The sequence below is a fragment of the Aestuariivivens sediminicola genome (genome assembly GCF_022662015.1).
Lineage (GTDB): Bacteria > Bacteroidota > Bacteroidia > Flavobacteriales > Flavobacteriaceae > Aestuariivivens > Aestuariivivens sediminicola.
The window spans coordinates 85,800-108,791 of the sequence record NZ_JAKMCM010000004.1; the positions used below are offsets into that span (position 1 = coordinate 85,800).

At 34.7% G+C, this 22,992-nt stretch carries 22 protein-coding genes and 2 tRNA genes; 16 read left to right on the plus strand and 8 right to left on the minus strand.

Going from position 1 to position 22,992, the window contains the following annotated elements:
- Positions 1 to 7 precede the first annotated feature (7 nt).
- A complete protein-coding gene (locus MR041_RS10285) occupies positions 8 to 1,744 on the plus strand; it encodes a hypothetical protein (RefSeq protein ID WP_242093594.1) in 1,737 nt (578 codons plus the stop codon).
- Positions 1,745 to 1,894: 150 nt separating this feature from the next.
- On the opposite strand, the gene MR041_RS10290 is transcribed toward MR041_RS10285, so the two are convergent.
- The 4 genes from MR041_RS10290 to MR041_RS10305 all read right to left on the minus strand — a co-directional run bounded on the left by MR041_RS10290 (position 1,895) and on the right by MR041_RS10305 (position 6,464).
- On the minus strand, positions 1,895 to 2,659 hold the full coding sequence (locus MR041_RS10290; protein ID WP_242093596.1) for a hypothetical protein: 765 nt from the start codon (positions 2,657 to 2,659) through the stop codon (positions 1,895 to 1,897).
- 349 nt (positions 2,660 to 3,008) lie between these two features.
- The gene (locus tag MR041_RS10295; RefSeq protein WP_242093598.1) at positions 3,009 to 3,416 is read right to left on the minus strand and encodes a hypothetical protein; all 408 of its coding nucleotides are present in this window, start codon (positions 3,414 to 3,416) and stop codon (positions 3,009 to 3,011) included.
- A 117-nt stretch (positions 3,417 to 3,533) separates the two neighbouring features.
- Positions 3,534 to 5,318: a prolipoprotein diacylglyceryl transferase gene (locus tag MR041_RS10300; protein WP_242093600.1), complete on the minus strand. Its 1,785-nt coding sequence runs from the start codon at positions 5,316 to 5,318 to the stop codon at positions 3,534 to 3,536.
- Between the two features lie 1,053 nt (positions 5,319 to 6,371).
- Positions 6,372 to 6,464: transfer RNA gene (locus MR041_RS10305), tRNA-Arg, on the minus strand.
- 112 nt (positions 6,465 to 6,576) lie between these two features.
- Between MR041_RS10305 and MR041_RS10310 the strand changes: the two genes are divergently transcribed.
- From MR041_RS10310 to MR041_RS10350, 9 genes are all read left to right on the plus strand, one after another.
- Entirely contained in the window at positions 6,577 to 7,794 is a 1,218-nt protein-coding gene (locus tag MR041_RS10310; protein WP_242093602.1) for a site-specific integrase, read from the plus strand.
- Positions 7,795 to 7,864: 70 nt separating this feature from the next.
- Positions 7,865 to 9,418 (plus strand): hypothetical protein, encoded by a 1,554-nt coding sequence (locus MR041_RS10315; RefSeq protein ID WP_242093604.1) that lies wholly within the window; start codon positions 7,865 to 7,867, stop codon positions 9,416 to 9,418.
- Between the two features lie 117 nt (positions 9,419 to 9,535).
- The gene (locus tag MR041_RS10320; RefSeq protein ID WP_242093606.1) at positions 9,536 to 9,892 is read left to right on the plus strand and encodes a helix-turn-helix domain-containing protein; all 357 of its coding nucleotides are present in this window, start codon (positions 9,536 to 9,538) and stop codon (positions 9,890 to 9,892) included.
- Entirely contained in the window at positions 9,892 to 10,191 is a 300-nt protein-coding gene (locus MR041_RS10325; protein WP_242093607.1) for a hypothetical protein, read from the plus strand. Before MR041_RS10320 ends, MR041_RS10325 begins: the two co-directional genes overlap by 1 nt.
- 2 nt (positions 10,192 to 10,193) lie before the next feature.
- Positions 10,194 to 11,594, plus strand: coding sequence for a YfjI family protein (locus MR041_RS10330; protein ID WP_242093609.1), 1,401 nt, complete (start codon positions 10,194 to 10,196; stop codon positions 11,592 to 11,594).
- Between the two features lie 110 nt (positions 11,595 to 11,704).
- Positions 11,705 to 13,126, plus strand: a complete 1,422-nt coding sequence (locus MR041_RS10335) for a DUF6965 family protein (protein ID WP_277926353.1) — start codon at positions 11,705 to 11,707, stop codon at positions 13,124 to 13,126.
- 1 nt (position 13,127) lies between these two features.
- Complete coding sequence (locus tag MR041_RS10340) at positions 13,128 to 13,703, plus strand: hypothetical protein (protein WP_242093613.1); 576 nt, start codon at positions 13,128 to 13,130, stop codon at positions 13,701 to 13,703.
- A gap of 86 nt (positions 13,704 to 13,789) precedes the next feature.
- Positions 13,790 to 14,632 carry a hypothetical protein gene (locus tag MR041_RS10345; RefSeq protein ID WP_242093615.1) on the plus strand — a complete coding sequence of 281 codons (843 nt, stop codon included), beginning with the start codon at positions 13,790 to 13,792 and terminating at the stop codon, positions 14,630 to 14,632.
- Positions 14,633 to 14,637: 5 nt separating this feature from the next.
- On the plus strand, positions 14,638 to 15,228 hold the full coding sequence (locus MR041_RS10350) for a hypothetical protein (protein WP_242093617.1): 591 nt from the start codon (positions 14,638 to 14,640) through the stop codon (positions 15,226 to 15,228).
- Between the two features lie 53 nt (positions 15,229 to 15,281).
- On the opposite strand, the gene MR041_RS10355 is transcribed toward MR041_RS10350, so the two are convergent.
- The gene (locus MR041_RS10355; RefSeq protein WP_242093618.1) at positions 15,282 to 15,728 is read right to left on the minus strand and encodes a tetratricopeptide repeat protein; all 447 of its coding nucleotides are present in this window, start codon (positions 15,726 to 15,728) and stop codon (positions 15,282 to 15,284) included.
- A gap of 62 nt (positions 15,729 to 15,790) precedes the next feature.
- Between MR041_RS10355 and MR041_RS10360 the strand changes: the two genes are divergently transcribed.
- Positions 15,791 to 16,435, plus strand: a complete 645-nt coding sequence (locus tag MR041_RS10360) for a hypothetical protein (RefSeq protein WP_242093620.1) — start codon at positions 15,791 to 15,793, stop codon at positions 16,433 to 16,435.
- Positions 16,436 to 16,582: 147 nt separating this feature from the next.
- Here the strand turns inward: MR041_RS10360 and MR041_RS10365 are convergent, their stop codons facing one another.
- Positions 16,583 to 16,987 carry a hypothetical protein gene (locus tag MR041_RS10365; protein ID WP_242093622.1) on the minus strand — a complete coding sequence of 135 codons (405 nt, stop codon included), beginning with the start codon at positions 16,985 to 16,987 and terminating at the stop codon, positions 16,583 to 16,585.
- Positions 16,988 to 17,338: 351 nt separating this feature from the next.
- Between MR041_RS10365 and MR041_RS10370 the strand changes: the two genes are divergently transcribed.
- The 4 genes from MR041_RS10370 to MR041_RS10385 all read left to right on the plus strand — a co-directional run bounded on the left by MR041_RS10370 (position 17,339) and on the right by MR041_RS10385 (position 20,764).
- Positions 17,339 to 17,785, plus strand: a complete 447-nt coding sequence (locus tag MR041_RS10370) for a hypothetical protein (RefSeq protein ID WP_242093624.1) — start codon at positions 17,339 to 17,341, stop codon at positions 17,783 to 17,785.
- A 99-nt stretch (positions 17,786 to 17,884) separates the two neighbouring features.
- Positions 17,885 to 19,303, plus strand: coding sequence for an SNIPE associated domain-containing protein (locus MR041_RS10375; RefSeq protein ID WP_242093626.1), 1,419 nt, complete (start codon positions 17,885 to 17,887; stop codon positions 19,301 to 19,303).
- A 113-nt stretch (positions 19,304 to 19,416) separates the two neighbouring features.
- Positions 19,417 to 20,034 carry a hypothetical protein gene (locus MR041_RS10380; protein WP_242093628.1) on the plus strand — a complete coding sequence of 206 codons (618 nt, stop codon included), beginning with the start codon at positions 19,417 to 19,419 and terminating at the stop codon, positions 20,032 to 20,034.
- 16 nt (positions 20,035 to 20,050) lie between these two features.
- Entirely contained in the window at positions 20,051 to 20,764 is a 714-nt protein-coding gene (locus MR041_RS10385) for a hypothetical protein (RefSeq protein ID WP_242093630.1), read from the plus strand.
- A 256-nt stretch (positions 20,765 to 21,020) separates the two neighbouring features.
- Here the strand turns inward: MR041_RS10385 and MR041_RS10390 are convergent.
- A tRNA-Arg gene (locus MR041_RS10390) sits at positions 21,021 to 21,094 on the minus strand.
- A 157-nt stretch (positions 21,095 to 21,251) separates the two neighbouring features.
- Here MR041_RS10390 and MR041_RS10395 point away from each other — a divergent pair.
- Positions 21,252 to 21,962 (plus strand): urease accessory protein UreH domain-containing protein, encoded by a 711-nt coding sequence (locus MR041_RS10395; RefSeq protein ID WP_242093632.1) that lies wholly within the window; start codon positions 21,252 to 21,254, stop codon positions 21,960 to 21,962.
- Positions 21,963 to 21,966: 4 nt separating this feature from the next.
- Here the strand turns inward: MR041_RS10395 and hypE are convergent, their stop codons facing one another.
- Complete coding sequence (gene hypE / locus MR041_RS10400) at positions 21,967 to 22,992, minus strand: hydrogenase expression/formation protein HypE (protein ID WP_242093645.1); 1,026 nt, start codon at positions 22,990 to 22,992, stop codon at positions 21,967 to 21,969.

Below are 22,992 nucleotides of genomic sequence, written 5' to 3' on the forward strand. Positions count from 1 at the left end.
AATACTAATGCTATGTGTTACTGCAGGATGTCTGAGTTCAGGAAAGGACGCTGTGCCGCTCGATACCTCGCCATACTCCGACCGCTTTGGTGAGAAGGTCCTCGTTTTTGACGATACGATGGATCCGGAGGGTATCAAGATGACGCTTCAGGCCTTACATGAGCAGCAGAAGTACAACGAATTTGGCTCAGAACGCTATGCCCTGCTCTTTAAACCCGGAACCTATAATTTTGATGTCACCGTCGATTATTATATGCAGGCCATGGGTTTGGGGAGATACCCGGGTCAGGTCACCATCAACGGGGCCGTGCAGTCCATCACCTCTACCAGCAGCAACAACATCCCTAACAAGGTGACCACCATGTTTTGGCGCGGAGCCGAAAACTTTAAAGTGGTACCAAAGGATGGCGAGATGCTCTATTGGGCAGTCTCACAAGCGGCGCCTTACCGCCGCATGCATGTGGTGGGCCACATTAATTTTGACAAAGGCAGTTGGGCCAGTGGTGGTCTCCTTGCCAATGCTCTGGTTGAAGGCAGAGCCGGATTAACTTCCGGTCAACAGTGGATGACAAGAAATTCGAGCATCGGTTTGTGGGAAGGAGGACACTGGAACAGGGTTTTCGTCGGAGTGGACGGGGCACCGAAGGATACGTGGCCTGATCAGCCAACAACCGTAATTGATACCACACCGGTAATTCGTGAAAAACCATTCCTGACCTTTACACCATCCGGAGATTACGCTGTTTTTGTTCCTGCACTGCACCGAGATACTTCCGGTCCTACCTGGATCAATCAGGATGAGGAGGGTGAGCTCCTGCCCATTAGGTCCTTCCATATCGCTTACCCGGATCAAGATAATGCGGCTTCGATGAATCAAGCTCTGGCTAATGGCAAGCATATACTCCTGACACCCGGAATCTACACACTTGATGAAACACTGACCATAACCAGGCCGAATACCGTAATTCTTGGACTGGGACTGCCAACGCTCATCCCTCAGAACGGTCTGATAGCGGTGGCCACGGATGATATTCCCGGAGTCAAATTGGCGGGCTTTATGGTCGATGCAGGAGCTGAACTGTCTTCAACACTTATCCAGATTGGCCCGTCAGATGCTGATGCTGATTATACGGATAACCCCATCTCGCTACACGATATCTATTGCAGAGTCGGAGGTGCAGTGGTCGGCCAGGCGGAAACGGCCATAACCATTAACAGCAACTATGTGATAGGCGATCATTTTTGGCTATGGCGCGCCGATCACGGCGTGGGAACGGAATGGAGGGACGGACAAAATAAACACGGACTCATTGTCAACGGAGACCATGTGACCATCTACGGTCTGTTCAACGAACACTTTCAGGCCTACCAAACGCTTTGGAAAGGGGAACATGGCAGAACGTATTTCTATCAATCGGAGATCCCCTATCACCCTCCCAGTAATGCGGTATGGAACGATGAAGGAAAGCCGGGTTTTGCATCCTATAAGGTTGCCGATACGGTACAACATCATGAGGCCTATGGCTTGGGTATTTACAGTTTTTTTAGTGGTAAGTCAACGATTTCCAATAAGGTCAGGCTGGAGAACGCTATGGAGGTCCCGGACCATTCAGGGATTGAAATTAAACATATTTCAACTTTCGCAGGACGTTATGGAGGCATCAATCATGTTATCAATGGCCTGGGACCATCTACAGAGGTGGGCGAACTAAAACTTTTCGACGGATTTAAAGGAAAGGAATAGTCTGACAGGTCAAAGATTCAGGTCAGTTTCAGATGTTGTATTTGAATGTGATGGATTCATAGACTCTCCGAAACTCAAATGGTATATTGGGATTTTACAAAAAAAAGCCCATTTAAAAAATGAGCTTTTGCATTAGGAGTTTTTATAAATTTAGTTCATCATCCCCGTTGTTAAGGAAGGAACCAATTCCATTGTTTCAGTCATTTCGCCCCAACTTTCGAGGGAATCTCTAAAATTTTGTAAATCTTCCTCAAAGGTACCCCAACCGAATTCTTCATTGTAATCTTCTCTAAATGTGGTTTCCAAATCTCTCATGCCCCAATCATCCTGATAATTGTTCCACCCTCTAACAACAACAAACATATTTTCACTGCTGCCGCTAATACACCTGAACATTAACCTGGTATCCTTGGCCCCTCTTTTTTCAAGAATTTTTGTAACTCTTGCCATGAACCTTCTAAAATGGGTGACCTTGCCGGGTTTTACGTCATAAGTGGTTCTTTCCAGGTATCGGGACGGCGTACCCGGATTTTCAGGGTCCCAATTTAAGGTCGCACCGTTGATTCGATCCCATCGCAACTGTCCACTGGACTTCTCAACAAGAGGATCCACATTTTTTGCCCAATATTCACCTTCCGCACTGCGATCCTTGTCATAATCCTTAGGATATTTCATAGATTCAACCCGTTCATATGTACCGCTATTTCTTCCGGTAACAATTTTGTAGGTAAACATGGCCGTTTCCGGGGTGGCGTTGAATTTTTGCATTTTTTTGGCTACTGCAGATTCAAATTCAGCAACCATTCCTTTTTTCGGAGTATATCTCCAGGAGTTCCAGTAATCGTTATCCGGATTACGCTGTGCATTAAGGCTTAAACTAAAAATTAGAATCAAGGCAACAATTAAATTTTTCATAATGATAAATGAGTTGGTTAAAAAATTACTTTTTATAACTAAACAGATAAGTTGTAATAGCCTACTAAGTTTATATTAGGACCTTAGTATTGTTACTTGTACAGCAGAAATGTGGCATTAACCGTTTCTATTCAAAACGATATATTGGCTATAATCTAGAGGGAATCTTTGTGAAAATATACAAAAAATATTGAAGGGCAATTGATTTAGCTTTAATTATTATGAATTGAGCCAAGTTGATGTATACGATATTGGGGCTTTGCAGAATTATTTTTTATACATCAAGAACCCCTGTTTGTCGCTGAAAAGCGTTAAAATAGAATATAACTTGAGGTCAAAAAAAACCTAATTAGTAATCATCCTCTGGAAAGAATAGGTCTTCAACGGCCTCTTCAGGAAATTCTATTAGATACCAAATTAAAAAACCAACGAGTGCAACGCCACCAATAATAGACCAGGTTTGATCTTTTTTAGCAGGACCTCTGATCGAATTAATTTGATTTTTAATAAGTTTATCATATTTATGTTCATAATTATATCCCATAAATCCATGTTTTACTCGCGTTTTTATAACCCCGAAATATCCATCATTCGTGTTTATTACATAATCATAAGTTTTTATGGAATCTTTAAAAAACACTGTTGAAGTCTCATGTTTGTTAACTGCTTTATTTAAGGTCCATTTCGGTCTACGGTAAGTGTTACATGACTGCAATAGTATAAGACAGGACAAAAAATATGCAAGTAAATGCTTCATAATTACACTTTTATTACATCATATAAATTATACGTGACAAAATTTTGCACTCTTTTTTTGACCCCTGGTGCGTTTACTTGCAGTAATAGGTCATTGTTTAATATTAAGTGATAAAGATTATTTGGTTTTATGTCCGAAGCGGTAATTAAGTGAAAACACAAATTTGCCGGAAGTGTCATAATTAAGATAATCAAAACTATTATCCCTAAAGACATACATCAAATTTATTCCGAATTGATCCGTAATTAAGGCTTCAGCAGATACGTAATCGGTATCAAGATTCAAGATACGCCCATACCTTAAACTATAGTCGTGACCCAGTAAAAAAGAACTTCCAATACTTGTTCTTGAATATAAAGTGGGATATGCCGAAGGCATCATAAATCCATAATTAAAATCAACATCCAAATATTTCCTTGGTCCTACTCTAAAATAAAATTCTGGCAGAACGTTATACTCTTTTTGAGCGTCTTCTATATTACTTACATCTAAGGTCTCATCCTTATTAACCCGTAATTTACCAAGTTGTAAGCCCAAACCTAATCCAATCCATTCCCCATCGAATTTATAAAAGGGATTCGCAGCAAGCATAAAATCTGATTGACTCACATTTGTTTCTAAATTTGTGCTTTTTATATTTCCTCCAGCGAGATTTATACCGTAAGTGTAGGTTTTGTTTTGTTTTTCGGTCACTTGTGAGTAACCTAAACCAACCATTTGATAAACCTGTTTATAATATTCGGTTGAATATGAAGTACCACACTCTCCTTGCGTTGGGTTATATTTCACTTCATTTGCAAAATCACCAAAAGAGGTCCCAAAATCGATCCGTTTATATTGTTTTATTTCCGGTATTTGATTGGGAATGGTCTGAGCTAATATGTAGAATGGTGCAAGTAATAAAAAACTGGTAAGCACGCGATAGCGCTGTAATTTCGTTTCAGAATACAGGTAATAAAGGGATAATAAAATGGCAGGAACAAATTTGATCCAAATAACCAAAAGTTCGTAGGAAGATAAAAGCGCCCTAAATGTATATAGTATTAGCGATATACAGATAATATAAATAAAATCAACATGAATGTAAGGTGAGTTTTGCAGTCCTTTAATAAACTCTTTCTTTGTGCGTGTTTCATAAATCCATAAAAGAAGTCCTGTTAAAACTGCATAACCCAACATACTCCATTGATAAGATCTTAATCCCCAATAATAGATAGAACTAAACTGGGAGCCATCGGGATCCCTTAAAAATTCAATTCCAAATCGCATTGTAAAAAATAAAAATAGCCCAAATAGAAGAGCGCTTGCATTCTTTTTAAATACGTTATGTTTTTTCCATACGATATAGCCAATACAAAATAATAACAGACTCTCGTATAATTGAACGGGATGTACTGACAAAGATTGAAGTGCCTCGTTTTCTATAAGACCCGAATACCATTGATTAAAATGCGCATGTGTACCTTTAGGATAATGTATGGCCCAAAACCCTTTAAAAGGCAGACCGTAGCAACAACCATTAACTAAACAGCCAAATTTTATAATACCCAAGGCAATAGGCCCTATCCAGGCATATAAGTCCAACATTGGGCGGTTAAATCCAAAAACACGTTGGGAAATTGCCAATCCAACAAGTCCAAATAATAAACCTCCTATTGCAGATCTATTATTGAATACAAGCGACGGTGTGTTACTGGCATTAATCCAATCCAGTATCGGGATGGTGAATAGTCTGGATCCTATAACCGTAAAAAGGGAAATCGTAGTTAGCATAAGTAACACCGATCGTAAATGATAGCCGCGTTTTATACTTTTATAGATAACAACAAGAAATATAAACGTAAAAGCTAACAGATAAAACAACTTAAAATAAAGGTTGGGGTTATCAATTGAAATACTCATGATTCATTCGTTTTTTATTAGTATACTGAAGGCTCATCTATATGAGATTACCTCATTAAACTCTTCTCTTACTGGATATGCACCTCATACGAAGTCCAAATGCCCAGGTTTAGCGCTTTGTTATAAATTTGTATTATAAATTTACATGAGACTTAGTCATTGGATATCCTAAATAATACACAGAAGATAGAACCGGACATATTTTATGCATATGAAATTAATTGTATCAATAGAGATTCACAATGAGGGATATCAGTTTAGAAGTGTTTTCCCTTATGCAATACAACCCTGATTTACAAGTTTTTATAATCGAGAAGTAATTGTGTCTTCTAAAACTTTTCCAAACGATATACAGTAAAAAGCACATGGATTAATTGTCCCAGTCGTGTCCATATCAATTGATTTTTTTCCAGCTAACTTTAAAAATGCTGTTGTAAGCTCCATCAGTTTCTGGTCTGCGTATGTCTAATGCTGTTCTCTGATGAATATCATTGTTAATTACTTGTGAGCCAGATAACTTGGAATAATAATTTAAAAAGCCTAAGAATAAATGAAATTAAATTACAGAGTACATCGAATTGATGTCAAAAGCAACACAATGCAAAAAGATTTGGAAAACTTTCTAAACACATTAGACGGTGACGTGATCTCTATAATTCCAAATGTAAAACCCACCTTTCAACCTATGGGTGCAACTGCAAAAGTTGACTTCCTGTTGATTGTAGAAAAAAGAACTTGATTATTAATACTAAATAAATAAACTTCTTATTCTATAAGAATTGAAAATCATTTTAAAATTTCTAGAATACAGTTGAAAGAACATTAGCCTAATTCTTCAGTAGATTAGCCATTAATAATTCCTCAAAGTGCGTAATTATTAATTTCCTTTTTAACGGTTTTGAAACCTCGTTTTATGGATTTGTTATACTCTTTCTACTAAAATTTCGAGAGAAGAATAGCGTACTACTTCTGTAAGGCTCCGCGTTGAAAATAGTACAAACAAAAAAACGCTCAAGCGAGCTTGGCGTTTTTTCTTATTGTACTATTTATTCGTGATCGCGACAGGATTCGAACCTGTGACCGTCTGCTTAGAAGGCATAAATTCATCACAAAACATCGAAATAGGAAAACAAATTAAATTATACCTAAAGTATTTATTTTGTTGATATAAAGTTGAAAACTCATATTTTTATTAGCTGTTTTCTTTGTGTTATTGCGTTACATTTGTGTTACAAGTGTGTTACAAATCTATTAGAGGATGAAAGCAATAGCAGATATTTATCTTGACCCGAGAAAAAAAAGTACTGGAAAATGTTCAGTTAAGATTAAAGTAACTTATAACAGAAAACGTAAATACATTTCTACTGGTGTAGATCTATCTCCAGAAAATTTTGAAAAGGTAATATTTGCCCAAAGACGAACGAAAGAAGAAAGGGCAATATTAACAAAATTAGAAGCTTTTAAAGCTAAAGCAAATAAAATAATAGACAGTTTAGATGTATTTACGTTTGCAAAATTTGAAGAGGGGTATTTTGAAAGTAGAGACATTAATAATGATGTATCATACGCTTTTGATAAGAAAATTCAAGAATTAAAAGAAAACGGAAATATCGGAACTGCCGTTACGTATGAATGCGCGAAGAATAGCATCATGGATTTTAACCCTAAACTCACCTTTGCAGAAATTACCCCCACCCTATTGCGTAATTATGAAAAATCGATGTTATCAAAAGGAAGAAGTACGACCACAGTTAGCATGTACCTTCGAAGTTTAAGAGCTATTTACAACGCTCAGAACATTGATAAAACACTTTACCCATTTGGACGTGGAAAAGACAAATACAATATTCCTACCCCTAGGAACACAAAAAAGGCTTTAACCTTGGATGAGGTTGCAAAAATCTACAATTACGAACCTGAAACCAATTCAGAAGCAATGGCACGTGATTATTGGATGTTTCTGTACCTATGTAATGGTATGAATGTAAAAGATTTTTGTCTTCTTAAACAGGAAAATATAAATAACAACATTCTTACTTATGAGCGTTCTAAGACCTCATCTACAAATACTGATAAAAAAGAAATCAGAATTGCATTAAAACCTGAAAGCAAAGAAATAATCAGAAAATGGGGCGTTAACTCATTAAGTCAAAATGCTTTTATTTTTCCTCACATAACGGAAAATATGACCCCTGAAACACAAAGAAAAGTTTACCAACAACTAACTAAAACAATAAACAAATACATTCAAAGGATTGCGGAAAAATTAGAAATTCCTCATCATATTACCACATACAGCGCCCGCCATAGTTTCGCGACTGTGTTAAAGCGTTCAGGGGCTAACATTGCAATGATTAGTGATCTATTAGGTCATAGTGATTTAAAAGTTACCCAAAACTATTTAGATAGTTTTGAAGATGAGCAAATACAAGCTCAAACAGATGTATTAACGATGGGTTTTAAAAAAGCCAATTAAAAAAGTTTTTATAGAAGTTCATATTTTTCTATAGCATAAAAGACAAATGATAACACCGAAAATAAAATCCTTGTTTCAGTTTATTGAATTTCTACATTCAAATATTGAAAACTTCAACCAGTACAACGGTTTAATAAAAGAACTGGAGCAACTGGATAAAAAACGTAATGAATTAAAGCCTGAACAGAACTATAAAGACAAATTACAATACAGCCAGGTACTGGCTCAAATTGAAATTAAGTTTAAAACCTTGCAGGACAACACAGCTAACTTAATAAAAGGCAAGGTAATGGAATTGAATGTATGCAGCTTTGATAACGAACCTAAATACAGTTTTAACGGAATTGAAACCGAAATACAACAGCTAAAAAAAAGTTTCAGCAAAAAGGATTTGCCCGAAATATTTAAGCATAAAAGACAATACCTTGAATACAGAAGCCAAACACACGGCACTTTTTTATCCTTACAATTTTTCTTTGATGATCTGGACAAAATAGCCAAAAGGCTGTTTGATTACTTTAAAGACACCGACCAAAACGAATTTGAATCTTTTGAAACAAAGGCAATCCGAGTCGATAGTGTTGCGGATGCTATAAAAGGATTTAAACAAGGGCAATCAAAATTTTCCTTACCCGATAGTGTTTTATTCAAACATCGGTATAGTGATAAGCCACAAAACAAAGAGCAGAATCCTGAATTTGACAAAGACATAAGATATTGGTTAACTTCTTTTTCGGATCAAAAAGAACAAGACACTCACAAGTACAAAAGTTTTCAATGGCAGATTGAAAATAATGGGTGCTTCATTATTAATTCAAACGGTGAAACTGTCAAAATTTACACACCTGAATTAGCTGTTATTTTTACTTCAAATAAATTACCAGTCCAAAATATGGACGAGCAATCAGAAACTGAAATAAACGGGAGAGATTACTTGGAAACTTATATTGAAGCATACAAAGAGGGTGAACAGTATTTCGAAAATGAGTATAAGGTTCCGCCAGGCACCCTTTACGGGAATAATGCTGAAAAGTATGTCAAGGACATCCACATAAACTTTTTCCATATTCGGCATACGGAAGCAAATGAAGGCTGGAGCTATGTAAAGAAGCAATACCCTGTTATTTTAACCTACAAAGCAATTAGGGAGTTCGGCTATTACTCAGGAATTGTTAATAAAGTTGAAGAACAATTAAAGAAGTATCCCCGACTATTCTCCACATTCGATAAATGTGAACATAATGTATCTACTAAACCAATAGACGGAAACCAAAAGCCAAAACCTGAACTTGACGAAGTTTTAAGTCAGCAAATAACACACCCTAAAAAAGTTGAAATTGCAAATGCAATAAAAGAAAAGTATAGCAGCTATAAAGGAAAGGATTTTAAAATACTGTATGAAGCTTTATTGAAATTAGATTTGTTCCCCAAAAAAGGTAAAAGAAGTTTGTTTTTTAGATGTTTACAAAAAGAGGGTTACAATATTAATAATTTTCAAATACTTGAAGACAAACATTTTAAAACAGGATACACTAACCGCAAAGGAGAATATGAAAAGTCCGAAGACGAAAAGCAGCGTGATACAATAATTGAATATTTAAAAACAATAATTGAAACAAAGTAAACAACTTGTACAAAGTTGTATTTAATTGAATACAATTTTATACAACTGAATATCAATGAGTTAAATAAAATAAACATCATAATTTTACAACTGATTTAAAAATAAACGGTTGTTATTATGGTACAAAATTTAACTTTCAATGATTTACCCAAAGCGGTAACAATGCTAACAAAAGAAGTTAGCGAACTTAAACGCCTGTTAGTTGAAAAACAGGAACAACCAACCGCAGAACAGCCTAAACAATGGCTTGATCTCAACGAACTTATTCAGTACGACCCTGAAAAGCGTACAAAGCCCACCTGGTACAGTAAGATTTCTCGTAATGAAGTACCACACTATAAACGTGGCAAAAAGGTCTATTTCCTAAAATCTGAAATTGATGAATGGCTAAAGCAAGGTAAATGCAAGTCAAACGCTGAAATTGAGCAGGAAGCTGAAGCATATTTGTCTAACAATAGTAAAGGGTTGAAGTAATGGAAAGCACCAATAACAACAACCCTTTTCATAAAAGACAGGGTAAAGATACAGGATTTAGAACTCAACTAAAAACCATATTTCAGTATTTACAGGAACATATCGCCACAGCTTCAATGGTTTCGGCTGCAACGGGAATACCTCAAAAGAATATTTGTCGCTACAAACGTGATTTGGAACTGGCAGGACGACTTTGGGAAATCGATAAAAAGCTATGTCAGTATACAGGCTTCAAAGCATGGTATTTGACCACAAACCCCGAAAAAGCCCCAATTAATAACCAGTTAAAACTTTTCTGAATATGAGAGCAATTAAGATAAACCCACAGTTTGAGAATCTGCAGCAATCTGAAACGTTTTTAAACCACATTCAGAAAATAGAAAAAGAAGTTGAAGCGAAGCAGAACCCCTTTCCCGTTGAGGTATTCCCAAAGGCTGTGCAGGAAATTATTACAGACACCAATCAATGTTTAAATTTCCCTATTGACTTTATAGGGGCTTCAATATTGTACGCTGTTTCTGTTTCAATAGGTAACACCCACAGGGTTGAAATAAAGAAAGGTTGGCAGGAAAACGCTGTTTTGTATTTGTCTATTGTAGGACGTGCAGGAACAAATAAAAGCCACCCTGTTAGTTTCGCCTTACAACCTATTGAACAACGGGATAACATGAAGTTTCAAGAATATCAAAATGAAAAACGGGAATATGATAATATTTCATCGCTTACAAAAAAGGAAAGGGAGCAACAAGGGTACAACGAACCAGTAAAGCCAATTTGGGAACAGCATTTAGTTACTGACTTTACTCCAGAAGCACTCACAGACGTGCATAAATTCAACAAAAGGGGTATTGGTGTTTATGCAGATGAATTGGCAACTTGGTTTAAGAACTTTAACAGATATAATAAAGGAAGTGAGGAGCAATTTTGGTTAAGCGTATGGAGCGGGAAGGCTATTCGTATAAACCGAAAAACAAGCGAACCCACCTACATAACGAAGCCTTTTATTTCAGTAATTGGAACTATACAGCCAAAAGTATTGAACGAATTGGCAGACAATAGAACCGAAAACGGTTTTTTAGACAGGTTGCTGTTTGTAGCCCCTAAAAACTTAAAAAAACCATACTGGAGTGAAACGGAATTAAACCCCGTAATATTTGAGAATTGGCAAACCATTGTTTCAAGACTTTTGGATTTATCAATTCTTCAGGATGAAACAGGCTGTCCACAGCCCGAAGTATTGCGATTTACACCAGAAGCAAAACAAGTTTTATTTGATTGGCAAAGGGAATTAACAGACCAAAGCAATAAGCCCGAAAATGAAGCCATAGGAGGTATTAATGCCAAAATAGAAATGTACGCTATTCGGTTGGCTTTAATACTTCAAATGATAAGATATGCCTGTAATGAGGATAATAAACAAGCGGTTGGAATAGAAGCTGTGCAAGGGGCATTGAAGTTGGTTGAATATTTCAAAAGAACAGCAATAAAAGTGCATTCCATTGTAAACAATGCAAGCCCTTTAGATAAACTCACAACCGACAAACAAAACCTTTATAATGAATTGCCCGACACCTTTACAACAAGTGAGGGCGTAGAGGTTGCGGAATGTATGGGAATAGCTGAACGAACATTTAAATATTTCATAAACAATAGAGATTTGTTTAATAACCCAAAACGGGGTGAATATGAAAAACGGATTTAATCAATATGCACATTGCATTTATTGCATTATTGGCACTTACTGCACAAACTCAAATGCAACTTGTGCAAGAAATGCAACTTGTGCAAAGTGCAAAATAGGAATTTGACAATATGAATACAGAATACCGTTACATATTTGAGAAAGGCAGTAAAAAGCATAATTGCCCTGAATGTTCCAAAAAGCGTTTTGTGAGGTACATAGATAGGGAAACAGGCAACTATTTACCCGAACAGTACGGGCGTTGCGATCGTGAAAGCAAATGCGGTTATTTCCTGAATCCTTACAAAAACGGTTACGTAAAAGCAATTTGGGAGCAGGAACAAGGGAATATAACCGACTGGAAGCCACGGCAGCCAAAACCAAAAAAGAATCCCATAAACAAGCCCAAAAGGGCATTTATTCCCCTTGAGGTATTCAAGCGTACCTGTGCAGGATATGAGCAGAACACATTTATTCAGAACCTTTTACAGCGAGTTCCTTTCCCTTTTGAAATAGGAGATATTGAAAAGGTCGTTTCATTTTATCATTTAGGTACAGTACAAAACGGCTACCGAAAAGGGGCTAATACATTTCCTTTTATTGATGTTCAGGGTAATATTAGAGCCATACAGGTAAAGCAATTTGACCAACAGAACCACACCACAGGCACGGACTTTTTACACTCAATAATTCAAAAGCACCATGTCAGTAGCAATAAGCCGTTGCCAGAATGGTTGGAAGCATACAATAAGAATGAAACAAAGGTTTCCTGTTTGTTTGGCGAACACCTTTTAAGAAAATATCCATACAACCCTGTTGTGTTGGTTGAAGCTCCTAAAACGGCAATTTATAGCACGTTGTATTTTGGCTTCCCTGAACAGCCTTCAAACTTACTTTGGTTGGCAGTTTACAATTTGAGCAGCTTAAACCTCAACAAATGCCAGGCGTTGAAAGGTAGGAACGTTTATTTGTTTCCCGACCTATCAAAAGACGGCAAAGCCTTTGAATTATGGAGTAATAAGGCAGCAGAAATACAAAAGCGTTTGCAGGGTACATACTTTCACGTATCGGACCTACTGGAACAGTTAGCACCACAGCAGGACAAAGAGCAAGGCAAAGACATTGCAGACTATCTAATAAAACAAGATTGGCGACTGTTCAGAAAACAAGACATTAAGGAAGCATCTCAGCCCGAACCTGAACCAGTTGAAACCCCAACCCGTGAAAAAAGTGAAAAAAGTGAAGCCCAAAAAAAAACTTTTTTTTCGCAGCCTGAACCCTTGCCCAAAGTTGAGGTATTCCAAACTGAACCAATAAAGGAGCAGTCCGAAAACTGGGGCAATAACATTGCAGAATTTGAAACCTTCTTTGCAGGGATTGAACTACCAACCCAACCCGTAAAGCTAAACGGGTGCAGCACAATAAAGGATTGTACCCTATTCATTGAAAGCCACTTTGCCACCGTGAAAGCGAACAACGGCAAACAAACCTTTTTACCATACCTAAACCGATTGCAGGAATTAAAACAAGTATTAACCTTAAATTCAAATTGATATGAATACAAAAGAAGTACAGGCGCTTGAAAGCTATTTTAAGACCGAAAACGACCATTGGAACGGTTACGCCTTTGAAATGATTTGTGAAGTATTACAAAAGGGAAATTTTGAAAACCCAGAAACCCCCTTAAAGCTATTCAGCAAATCTATTGACATTTTTACAGAACATTTTGAAACACCATTGAAAGCCATACAGTTATTTGAATCTGAAACAGACAATCAGAAAATTGATACCGTTCAAAAGCTATTTGTATTTGAATGGGTTTACAAGTATGTAAGATTTTCGGTGTTTGATAATGCCGACATGGACGAAATAAAAGACCTTTTGAAAAGCCAAACAGAACGCCTTAAAGTTGAGATGAACAAACAGCCTGAATACAACAAACCTTTAGTTGGTAATATGAGAGAGACCTTAAAGAATTTCGTGCAGAAAGAACTCGAACAGATAACAGAAACATTTAAAGACCTCACTCCTGTGCAGAAATTTAATGTACTATGTAAATTAATGCCTTACGTGTTCCCAAAGGTTGAATCCATAAGCTCTAAAGAAGGTGAACCCTTTAGTTTTGATTAATCCCAATGTTCCTTAAAGATTTAGGTTTAAAAATTAATTTAATTTTGAGCTTTAATTAGTAAATTTAGAAACACATATTTAACAAAATGGAGTATTTCAAAGAATCTCTTTATAACCAGGAGAATAAGTTGATCAAAATAGCAATTTATCAATTAAATAATGGTGAAATGATCGATTACCATATTGATTATGAAGAAGATGAAGACTCATTCAATACTTGGGATGTATTTGGCTCTTCTGCGATGCCAGATCACTGGATTGACAATAATGAAGAGGAAAGTGATGAGGGCTTATGGGAAAATGAGGTTGTAGAAAAAAATGATGGCTACCATATTGAGTACGAAGCAGAAGAATTATCATCAAATGCGCAAGCAGCGAGAGCCCATGGGGTTGATCCTTTTATAAATGTTCTTTTCAAGTATCATTTTGACAAAAACAAGTGTTTATTGAGATATCAAAAATTCGTAAGATTTTATAAACGAGATGCTTTGATCGAAGAGCGAAAGTATGAGTATGATAATTATGGTAATACAATTTATGTAGCGGAATTTGATGAAGATAGAGGGATTGATAATTTTTGGAAATATGATTTTATTAAGATTAATATACCTAAACATGGAGATAGGTTTTTCATAAAATCATCAAATGAAGATGATCGAATAATTACCAATTATACTTACAATAATTTTGGGGATGTAGAAACTGAAGAAATTATTTTTTATGATGATAATCAAGACGTAAAGAACTCAATTATAAGGAGGTATGAATATCGCTATAACAAAAAAGGACGATGGTTTGAAAAAACAATTATTGAAGATAATAAAATGATAAAACGTTACAAACGTCGATATGCCGATTTCTCAAAATATTTTCCTCACAGCAAGAGCTCTGATTTCGAAGACGATGATTATGATGATTTGCCATTTTAATTATTATGCCAAAATTTCCAAGTTACCCTTTATTATTTGATGAGTTATTGAGTTTAAGTGTAAGCGATTTAAAGAAATTAGGTTATCTCCAGCAAGGAAAATTAAAATCAGGAAAACTCCAATGGAGTCGATATGGTCAGGTTACGAGCAGTATAGGTGTTATGGTTGACTTTATTAAAAAAGCACCAAGATTGCGGCTTAATTATAACTGCAATGGCAACAAATATGATTACTGGGTAAGCTTTCAAAGTGTATTATCAAATTTAGGTTTCGGTGAGGTATGGTTTTTCATTTGTCCGTTTACCCATAAAAGATGTCGAAAACTTCACCTCATCAATGGAAGTTTCATGCACCGTTCCAATCTACCAAGTGGGATGTACGAAAGTCAAACAAAAAGCAAGTCCTGGAGGCATTTAGACAAGGTTTACGGATCCTTATTCAAAATGGATAGATTGTATGAGGAACTTTATTCTAAACACTTTAAAACTCATTATAATGGAAAGCCAACTAAACGGTATTTGCGTCTAATGGAACAAATACAAAAAGCTGACAAAATATCTAATTATGAAATTGAGAGTTTATTAAGGATGAATTAAAGTTATGAATGAGTATAGTCTTGATAAGTATGTCCCTTTAATTGAACTTCTTTTCAATTACAATATTTTTGTATTGCATCATAAGCATCCATAAAGCCCTTTTCACCTGAAATGGATAAATCTTTACACCCTCCAAATTGGTCATTTAAATCAATCTTTATCAAACCCCTTGTGTAATAAGCTCCTTGTATGCTAAGCCCGTTAGGTAAGATTTTTTCATAATATGGTATGATTTTGTTATAATCTTTTAATGCTCCATAAGAGTCTTTCAAATGAACTTTACAATTCGCCCTTTCAAAATAAATCTCCAACAATTCAAATTGGTTTAAATCATTACCCAACAATTCAATTGCTTTGTTATAATAAGTTAAAGCCTCTTTATGTTGTCCTTTATCACAATTTAAATTACCTAAAAAAAAGTTTTGAGCCCAATTCAAGTCTTGAGAAAAAGCCGAAAATGATAAGCTAATGAAACAAAAAAATAATATTATTTTTTTCATAGATTTAAAAAAAATGACGTTGGTTCAAAAATAATCTTTTAGTTTTAATAAATCATTGAGTAATGTCAAAATATAAAATTCTAACATTTGTCCTTTTTATTTCTATCACTTTGAGTTCTCAAAATTATCTGGAAACTCTAATGTCTTTCAAATCAATGACATTAAATGAGATAGAACAGACACTAATATTAATTGATTTTGACTTTGTGAGAAAGGAAATTGTTGACGAAAACAACGCCTCAATTGTCGAAAAATTAAGCAAAAATTGGTATGAAACAAGATTTTATGAGTTTACAAATTCCCAAGGAGAAAACATTAAGCTAAAAGTAACTAAATCTGTAAAGAACACATACCCTAGAATAGTTTTTGTTACGGATAGCAAAAATATTCGGAGAACTATATTAACTGATATGATTAATATGAATTTTGAAATCTCAGACGAAAAAAGTAACAATATAAATTCAAAATTTACAAATTGGGAAAATTGGGAAGGTTATTATGGAGGAAATTCTTATAATGAACTAAGAGTTGGAAAAAACGGGGTAATTGAAAGGTCTCCAATTTTGTATACACAAAATAGTACAGTTATAGTAGCATCAACTCTAAAAGTCTCAGAAATTCAATCTGTGGATAAGGTAAATTTTTCTTTTAAATATTATTTAGATAAGATTTCTTCAGAATATGAATTTATTGTTGTGAATAGGTGAAAAAACAGTAATTAAAAGTAATACAAATTTAAAAGTACTCAAGGCTAATGAGAGTGCCTATGAATGTATAATTGATTTTGGTTATCTTGAATAATAACATATTATAAAGATTATAGAAACCCAAAAGCGCGTTTAAAAAGGGTAGATCTACTCCTTTGATTCACAAAATTTGAATAAAACCCATTCTCCTATACTATCAGGGATAACGTGTTCCATATTATAATCCTCACTAATATTATAATACTTACTATAATCTTCTGAACTTAAAACTTCTCCCTTTACATCATACGAAATCTTGGCCATAATACCAGACTGCTTTTTACTACAATCAAATTTAAACAACGTTAAAACTCGCTTAATTTTCTCCTCTTTCCCAAATAATGTTTCGCTAACTTTAAGTTTTTTATATTCCCACTTAACCCATGCCGAGTTTTCAGAATGATTTCGAATGAATAGTGTATACTCATCATTATCATCTAATAATTTCCATTCTTGAGCCTGGATATTAAAATATGTGGTAAACGAAATTAACAACAGTAAAAACTTTTTCATGGTTAAAATTTAGGTTTCTGAAATAATCGGATTATATTGCTAATGTAAGAATTTAATGCAACTTAAGAGGAACTCATAACGTTGCTAGAAAAAGAAGAATAATTAATATTATTTTTAGAATTGATTTACTGAATCCCGTAAAAATGCAATCCAATATTTTCGGTAAGGGAAACCGTAATTCATTCTTTCCGAAATTAAGTAAATTAAATTACCTGATAATAATCATAAAACGCCAATTGCAATTTGCCTAAATTTAATATTTTATCCATACTTGCCAGTAACATTCCTTATGGTATGTATATTTTAAAAATACAATTCGAAAAGGGAATGCTAATCAAATAAATAATATCAATGAAACAAATTAAGTTAATTTTTCTAGCAGTATTTATAATTAATTGTAATTCTGAACCAAAAAAAAGTATTGAAGTACAAAATCACATTGATGGATATAAGAAAGCATTGAATAAAATGGAATCAGCAGAAGATAATTTATATTATTTCGATTGGAATACTGATTATACGGATTCAATCAAAGTTGAAAAACCAATTTTGGAATTTATTTATGATGATGAATTACTTAAGGAATCGTATAATATTTATAAGGCTGCAATAGAAGAATTTGATTCATTAAAATTTCAAGCAAAAAAATTTGATTCATTGCCATTACCATCCTCTAGTCAATCGGAACTAAAATTTAAATACCATCAAAAAATGATTGACATAATGAAACGTCAAACCAAAGTCAAAAGCTATGTAGAATCTGGAATTTGGAATAAAAATGGTAAGATGTTAAAGTAATTATCCTAGATAAAATTAATAAATAAAGTCAAAAACGTAATATAGTAGTTCGGGCTACACACCACACATAGAAGGTTACAGCAGACATCAAAAATGACAATGGAATTTATATTATCTATAGGCATTTTAGGACTTCTTTTAGTCCTGACAATATTCATTCTTATTAAAAATAACAAGAAATTCAAATCTGAATTAAAACTCAAAGAAGACCAAATAGTGGAACTTAATTCGGATTTGAATAGATACAATGGAATTATATCAGTTGAAAAAGAGATTCTAAAAATTAAAGAATCTCAGGAGAATGAAGAAAAACAACTAATCGAGATTCAAACCAAGGCTTCAGACCTAAATAGTAAGTACAAAGAAGCAAAGTCACTTTACAAAGAATTAGAAAGGGATATAAAATTATATCAAAATGAACTTGAATTTGTAGAACTTGGAATTTACCAACCCATCTTTGACTATGATACTTCTGATAAATACAAAGAAGAATTAACAAAACTTAGAACAAAACAAAAGGAATTAATAAAAGAAGGTAATGCTTGTGTTTGCTACACTCAATGGCACGTTGATGGTAATTACAAGAAAGGAGAAGTAATGACTCGTCGTTATATCAATTTAACGTTAAGAGCTTTTAACGGGGAATGTGATACTCTGATTTCAAAGGTAAAATGGAATAACGTACAAAGATTTACAGAAAGAATCAATAAATCATTTAAGGCAATTAATAGGCTTGGCAAATCAAATAATGTTGAAATTACGGATGAGTATTTGCAATTAAAACTTGATGAACTTCATTTAGCTTATGAACTAGAACATAAAAAACAACAAGAAAAAGAAGAACTAAGAGCAATAAGGGATGAACAACGAGAGGAAGAAAGAGCGCAACGGGAATTTGAAAAAGCAAAAAAAGAAGCAGAGCTAGAAGAAAAGCGATACCAAAAAGCACTTGAAAGAGCTCAAAAAGAACTTGGATTAGTAAGTGGCGAAGAACTTGAAAAATTGAATATTCAAATTGCCGAACTTCAAAGAAATCTTAAAGAGGCACACGAAGCAAAAGAAAGAGCAATTTCAAGAGCACAAGAAACTAAATCTGGACATGTTTACATTATTTCAAATATTGGTTCATTTGGGGAAAACATCTACAAAATTGGAATGACAAGAAGGCTTGAACCAATGGATAGAGTTAGAGAATTGGGAGATGCTTCCGTTCCTTTCAGATTTGACTTACACGCTCTTATCTATACAGAAAACGCTCCAGAATTAGAAAGTTTATTACAAAAAGAGTTTGACGATAGAAGAATAAATAAAGTAAATTACCGAAAGGAATACTTTAGAGTTACTATTGGTGAAATAGAACAAGTCATAATAGAGAAATATGATGAAGAAGTAGAATTTATTAAAGTTCCAGAAGCACAAGAATATAGAGAAACAAAATCAATAATAAAACAATTAGAGCAAGCTAAACAAGAACAAATTGAAAACGAAATTGAAAAATATCCAGATAGTTTGTTCTGAAAAAGTACTCACTACAACACTAGCTCTGTTAATTGTTCAATTGCTAGATAATATCGAGTAGATATGTAACTTATTTATTAGAACAACAATTAATTATTAAATATCATTATAGGATGAAAAGACTACTATTAATTATGCTTATTCTTTCTCTAATCATTTCATGTGGATTATCTAAAGAAGAACAAATGCTTTATAATTACGAAAAACAAGTAACGGCTGATTCTCTTAACATCAATATTGATGATATTAATTTTAAGGTTATTGGAGTCGAAAAAGTTAAGGCTATTAAAGCAAGTGATAGTATTGAAATATTGCAAAAGCAATTTGATGAAAAAAAGAATGATTGGATTGAAATGATACAAGAGGATTTGGATATTGCCAATAAAAGACTTTCCGAAAATCAAGAAAAGATGAAGAAAGCTCATTTCAAATCTATAAAAGACATGTATAAGGAAAATATTGAAGATTATGAAAATAACATCAAAGTTCTTCAAGGATTTATAGATTTGTACAATGGAGATTGTAAAGGCACATCCTTAGAACCTTTATTCTTGCAGATAAGTGAATATAAAAACAATCCTAATAAAGTGCTGTCAATTAAATACAAGGGAGAATATTCTTTTGAAAACCCTCTTATGAGTAATGTAAAACAAACTTTTACAAAGTATTATTATTCTAATCCCGACGATACCCAGTTTTTGAAAAGTGAAGACACTGGAGAGAAGTCTTAATATTTTTTTACTACTTATGAATAATGATAAATTTTGGCAGATTCTAGATAACAATTTAATTTATTTTAAAGAAGGAAATTGGAGTTTAGAGTATAATGAGTACATATTGAGGTTAGGTCATGAAGTTAGTCTTTTACCTCATTTCGATAGAAAATCCTTTTTTACAAAATTATATTCGAAATTTAATTCTTTATTCACTAAAAAGCACATAGAAATATTTCTCTTAAACTATTTAAGTGAAGATCTGTTTTCAGATCATCTACATAATTCTACTTTTTTATGGAATTTAGAATCAAAACAGGAAATGTATAGTAATCAGTTATTTATAAATAGTTTTCGAGTTTTTAGATTTAACCTAATTATACATGGAAAAAAAGAATTTAAAAAGTTTAAAAAAGACCCTTTGAGTATTATAGAACAGAGAAGATTTATTGAAGAAGAGGGTAGTTTAAATATTTTTATGTTAAGGGAAATTGTCAATGTTTATCTAAGCGTAGGAATTAAGGAGTATAATATTGGTACTTTTACATATTTATTTAAATATGTTCACCCAACTCTAAGGATGTCAAAAATTAAATTTGGAAAATTCATTGAAGACACGGATTTATTAATTGATAAACTAGATGATTTTTGCGGGATATGTGGACTTAATCTTCGTGATGAAAATAAGGTTCTTTCATCTCAGAGTATAAAGTTTTTAAAAGCTAAAAAGAAAAGCTTAAGTAGTTAATTGAATTTTATAATCTTTAACAGTAATTCAACAATACTTTATATCTCAAAACGAAAAAAGTTTTTTTAACTATTACAAGGTGTAGCAATTAATTATTCTTAGTGAAATAAAACCTAATCGCTGAATAAATAAATGGAATTAATTTTTGCATCGAGATTCTACAATTATAATAATTTATTTATAGTTGGTGTTACAAAAGTGTTACAATAACAAAAAAAGCACTCACAATTATTCTGTAAGTGCTTCATTTATAACGTGATCGCGACAGGATTCGAACCTGTGACCGTCTGCTTAGAAGGCAGATGCTCTATCCAGCTGAGCTACGCGACCCCATTTTTATTTTTACCGTGCAAATATATAAATGTATTTTAATTTAAAAATACAAAATCGTACATATTTGACCCCGATATGACTATTGTCATATTTATATTCAGCTTCTTAGTTTACTTTTAAACAAAGCCCCGTATTTTTAAACTTTGGATATAAAATGGAGTCCCTTCCCTTGATTGCAGGGCTAACTGTTGCCCTCTTACATGTTGTTACAGGTCCTGACCACCTGGCAGCAGTAACACCATTTGCCATCGAATCAAAACGCAAAGCCTGGAAAATTGGCCTGGCATGGGGCATGGGGCATATTTTTGGGATGCTTGCCATAGGGCTCTTATTCCTTATTTTCAAAGCCTTTATTCATGTCGACAGCATATCAGCTTACAGTGAACAACTGGTGGGTTTAACCTTAATCGGAATCGCATTCTGGGTCTTTTACAGAGTCATTAGACCGAAGCGCAATCACGAACATTTGCACGTGCATTCGGATGCAAATCCACTCATACACAAGCATGAACATGTACATACCCATCACGAGGACCATAGTCATACCCATAGCCACATGCTAAAACAAACCAAATGGACCTCCTTTTCAATTGGTGTTTTACATGGGTTTGCAGGTATCGCCCATTTCCTGATGTTCCTGCCCGCACTGGGTTTTCAAACCCAATGGGAATCCGTAATGTATATTTTGGGTTTCGGTATAGGGACCATTCTCGCAATGACGGCTTTTGCCTTTCTTATAGGTAAGATTTCCTCCTTTACCAAACAAGGGCACAACGTCCTGTTCTTCAATAGCATGAGAATCGGAGGCGGTCTGTTTGCTGCCGTTGTTGGGGTGTATTGGCTATTTGGACTGGTCCTGTTTTAGAGCATCAGCAAATTCGTGGAAGCTGCTCCCCTATTAGCGGACTGACAATGCGCTTACCCCCTATCCTGCTGTTAAGGATCACTTTACCGGTTGCGGCTGTGGTCATTTCACCGATACAAACCGCATTAGCGCCCTTCACATCTTTTTGCATGAACTGAATGACCGATGCTTCAATGGCCTTATCGACAATGGCAATAAAAACACCTTCATTGGCTACATAAAGCGGGTCCAATCCCAAAATTTCACAAGCAGCTGCAACCTGTTTCTCAATCGGTATGCGATCTTCAAAAATCGAAATCCCAATCCCGGTATCCTGTACAATTTCTGTTAGTACGCCGGACAACCCGCCTCGGGTGGGATCACGCAGAAAATGAATTTGATCTCCAAAGGCATCCAAAAGATCACGCACCAGATAATTCAGATTGGTGGTATCACTGACAATGTCCGATTCGAACTCCAGACCCTGGCGCTCGGACATAATGGCCATACCATGGGTTGCAACAGATCCACTCAACACAATACTGTCGCCCTCCCTGATGCACATAGTTGAAATATTTGCCTTGGGGTGCAGTGGACCAAAACCTGTGGTATTGATAAATATTTTATCCCCTTTACCTTTTTCAACCACCTTGGTATCCCCTGTTATGATATGAACACCGCTCTCGTCAGCTGCCTTTTTTATACTTTTTACAATCGTGATGAATTCTGAAAGGCTAAGACCTTCCTCAATGATAAAGGCCAATGATATATACTTTGGTATGGCTCCACACATGGCAACATCATTGACAGTACCATGCACCGCAAGCTCACCAATATTGCCGCCTTTGAAAAACACGGGAGAAACCACGAAACTATCGGTTGAAATGGCGATCTGTCCTTCAAAGTTCACCATGGCCCCATCATGCTTTTTGTCCAGAATAGGGTTGTCGAAGGTTTGAAATATAATGTTGTCCAACAGGTCCCGTGTCATGAGTCCACCGCTGCCATGTCCTAAATTAATGGTGTCAAAACCGAGCTTTTGTATGTCCAT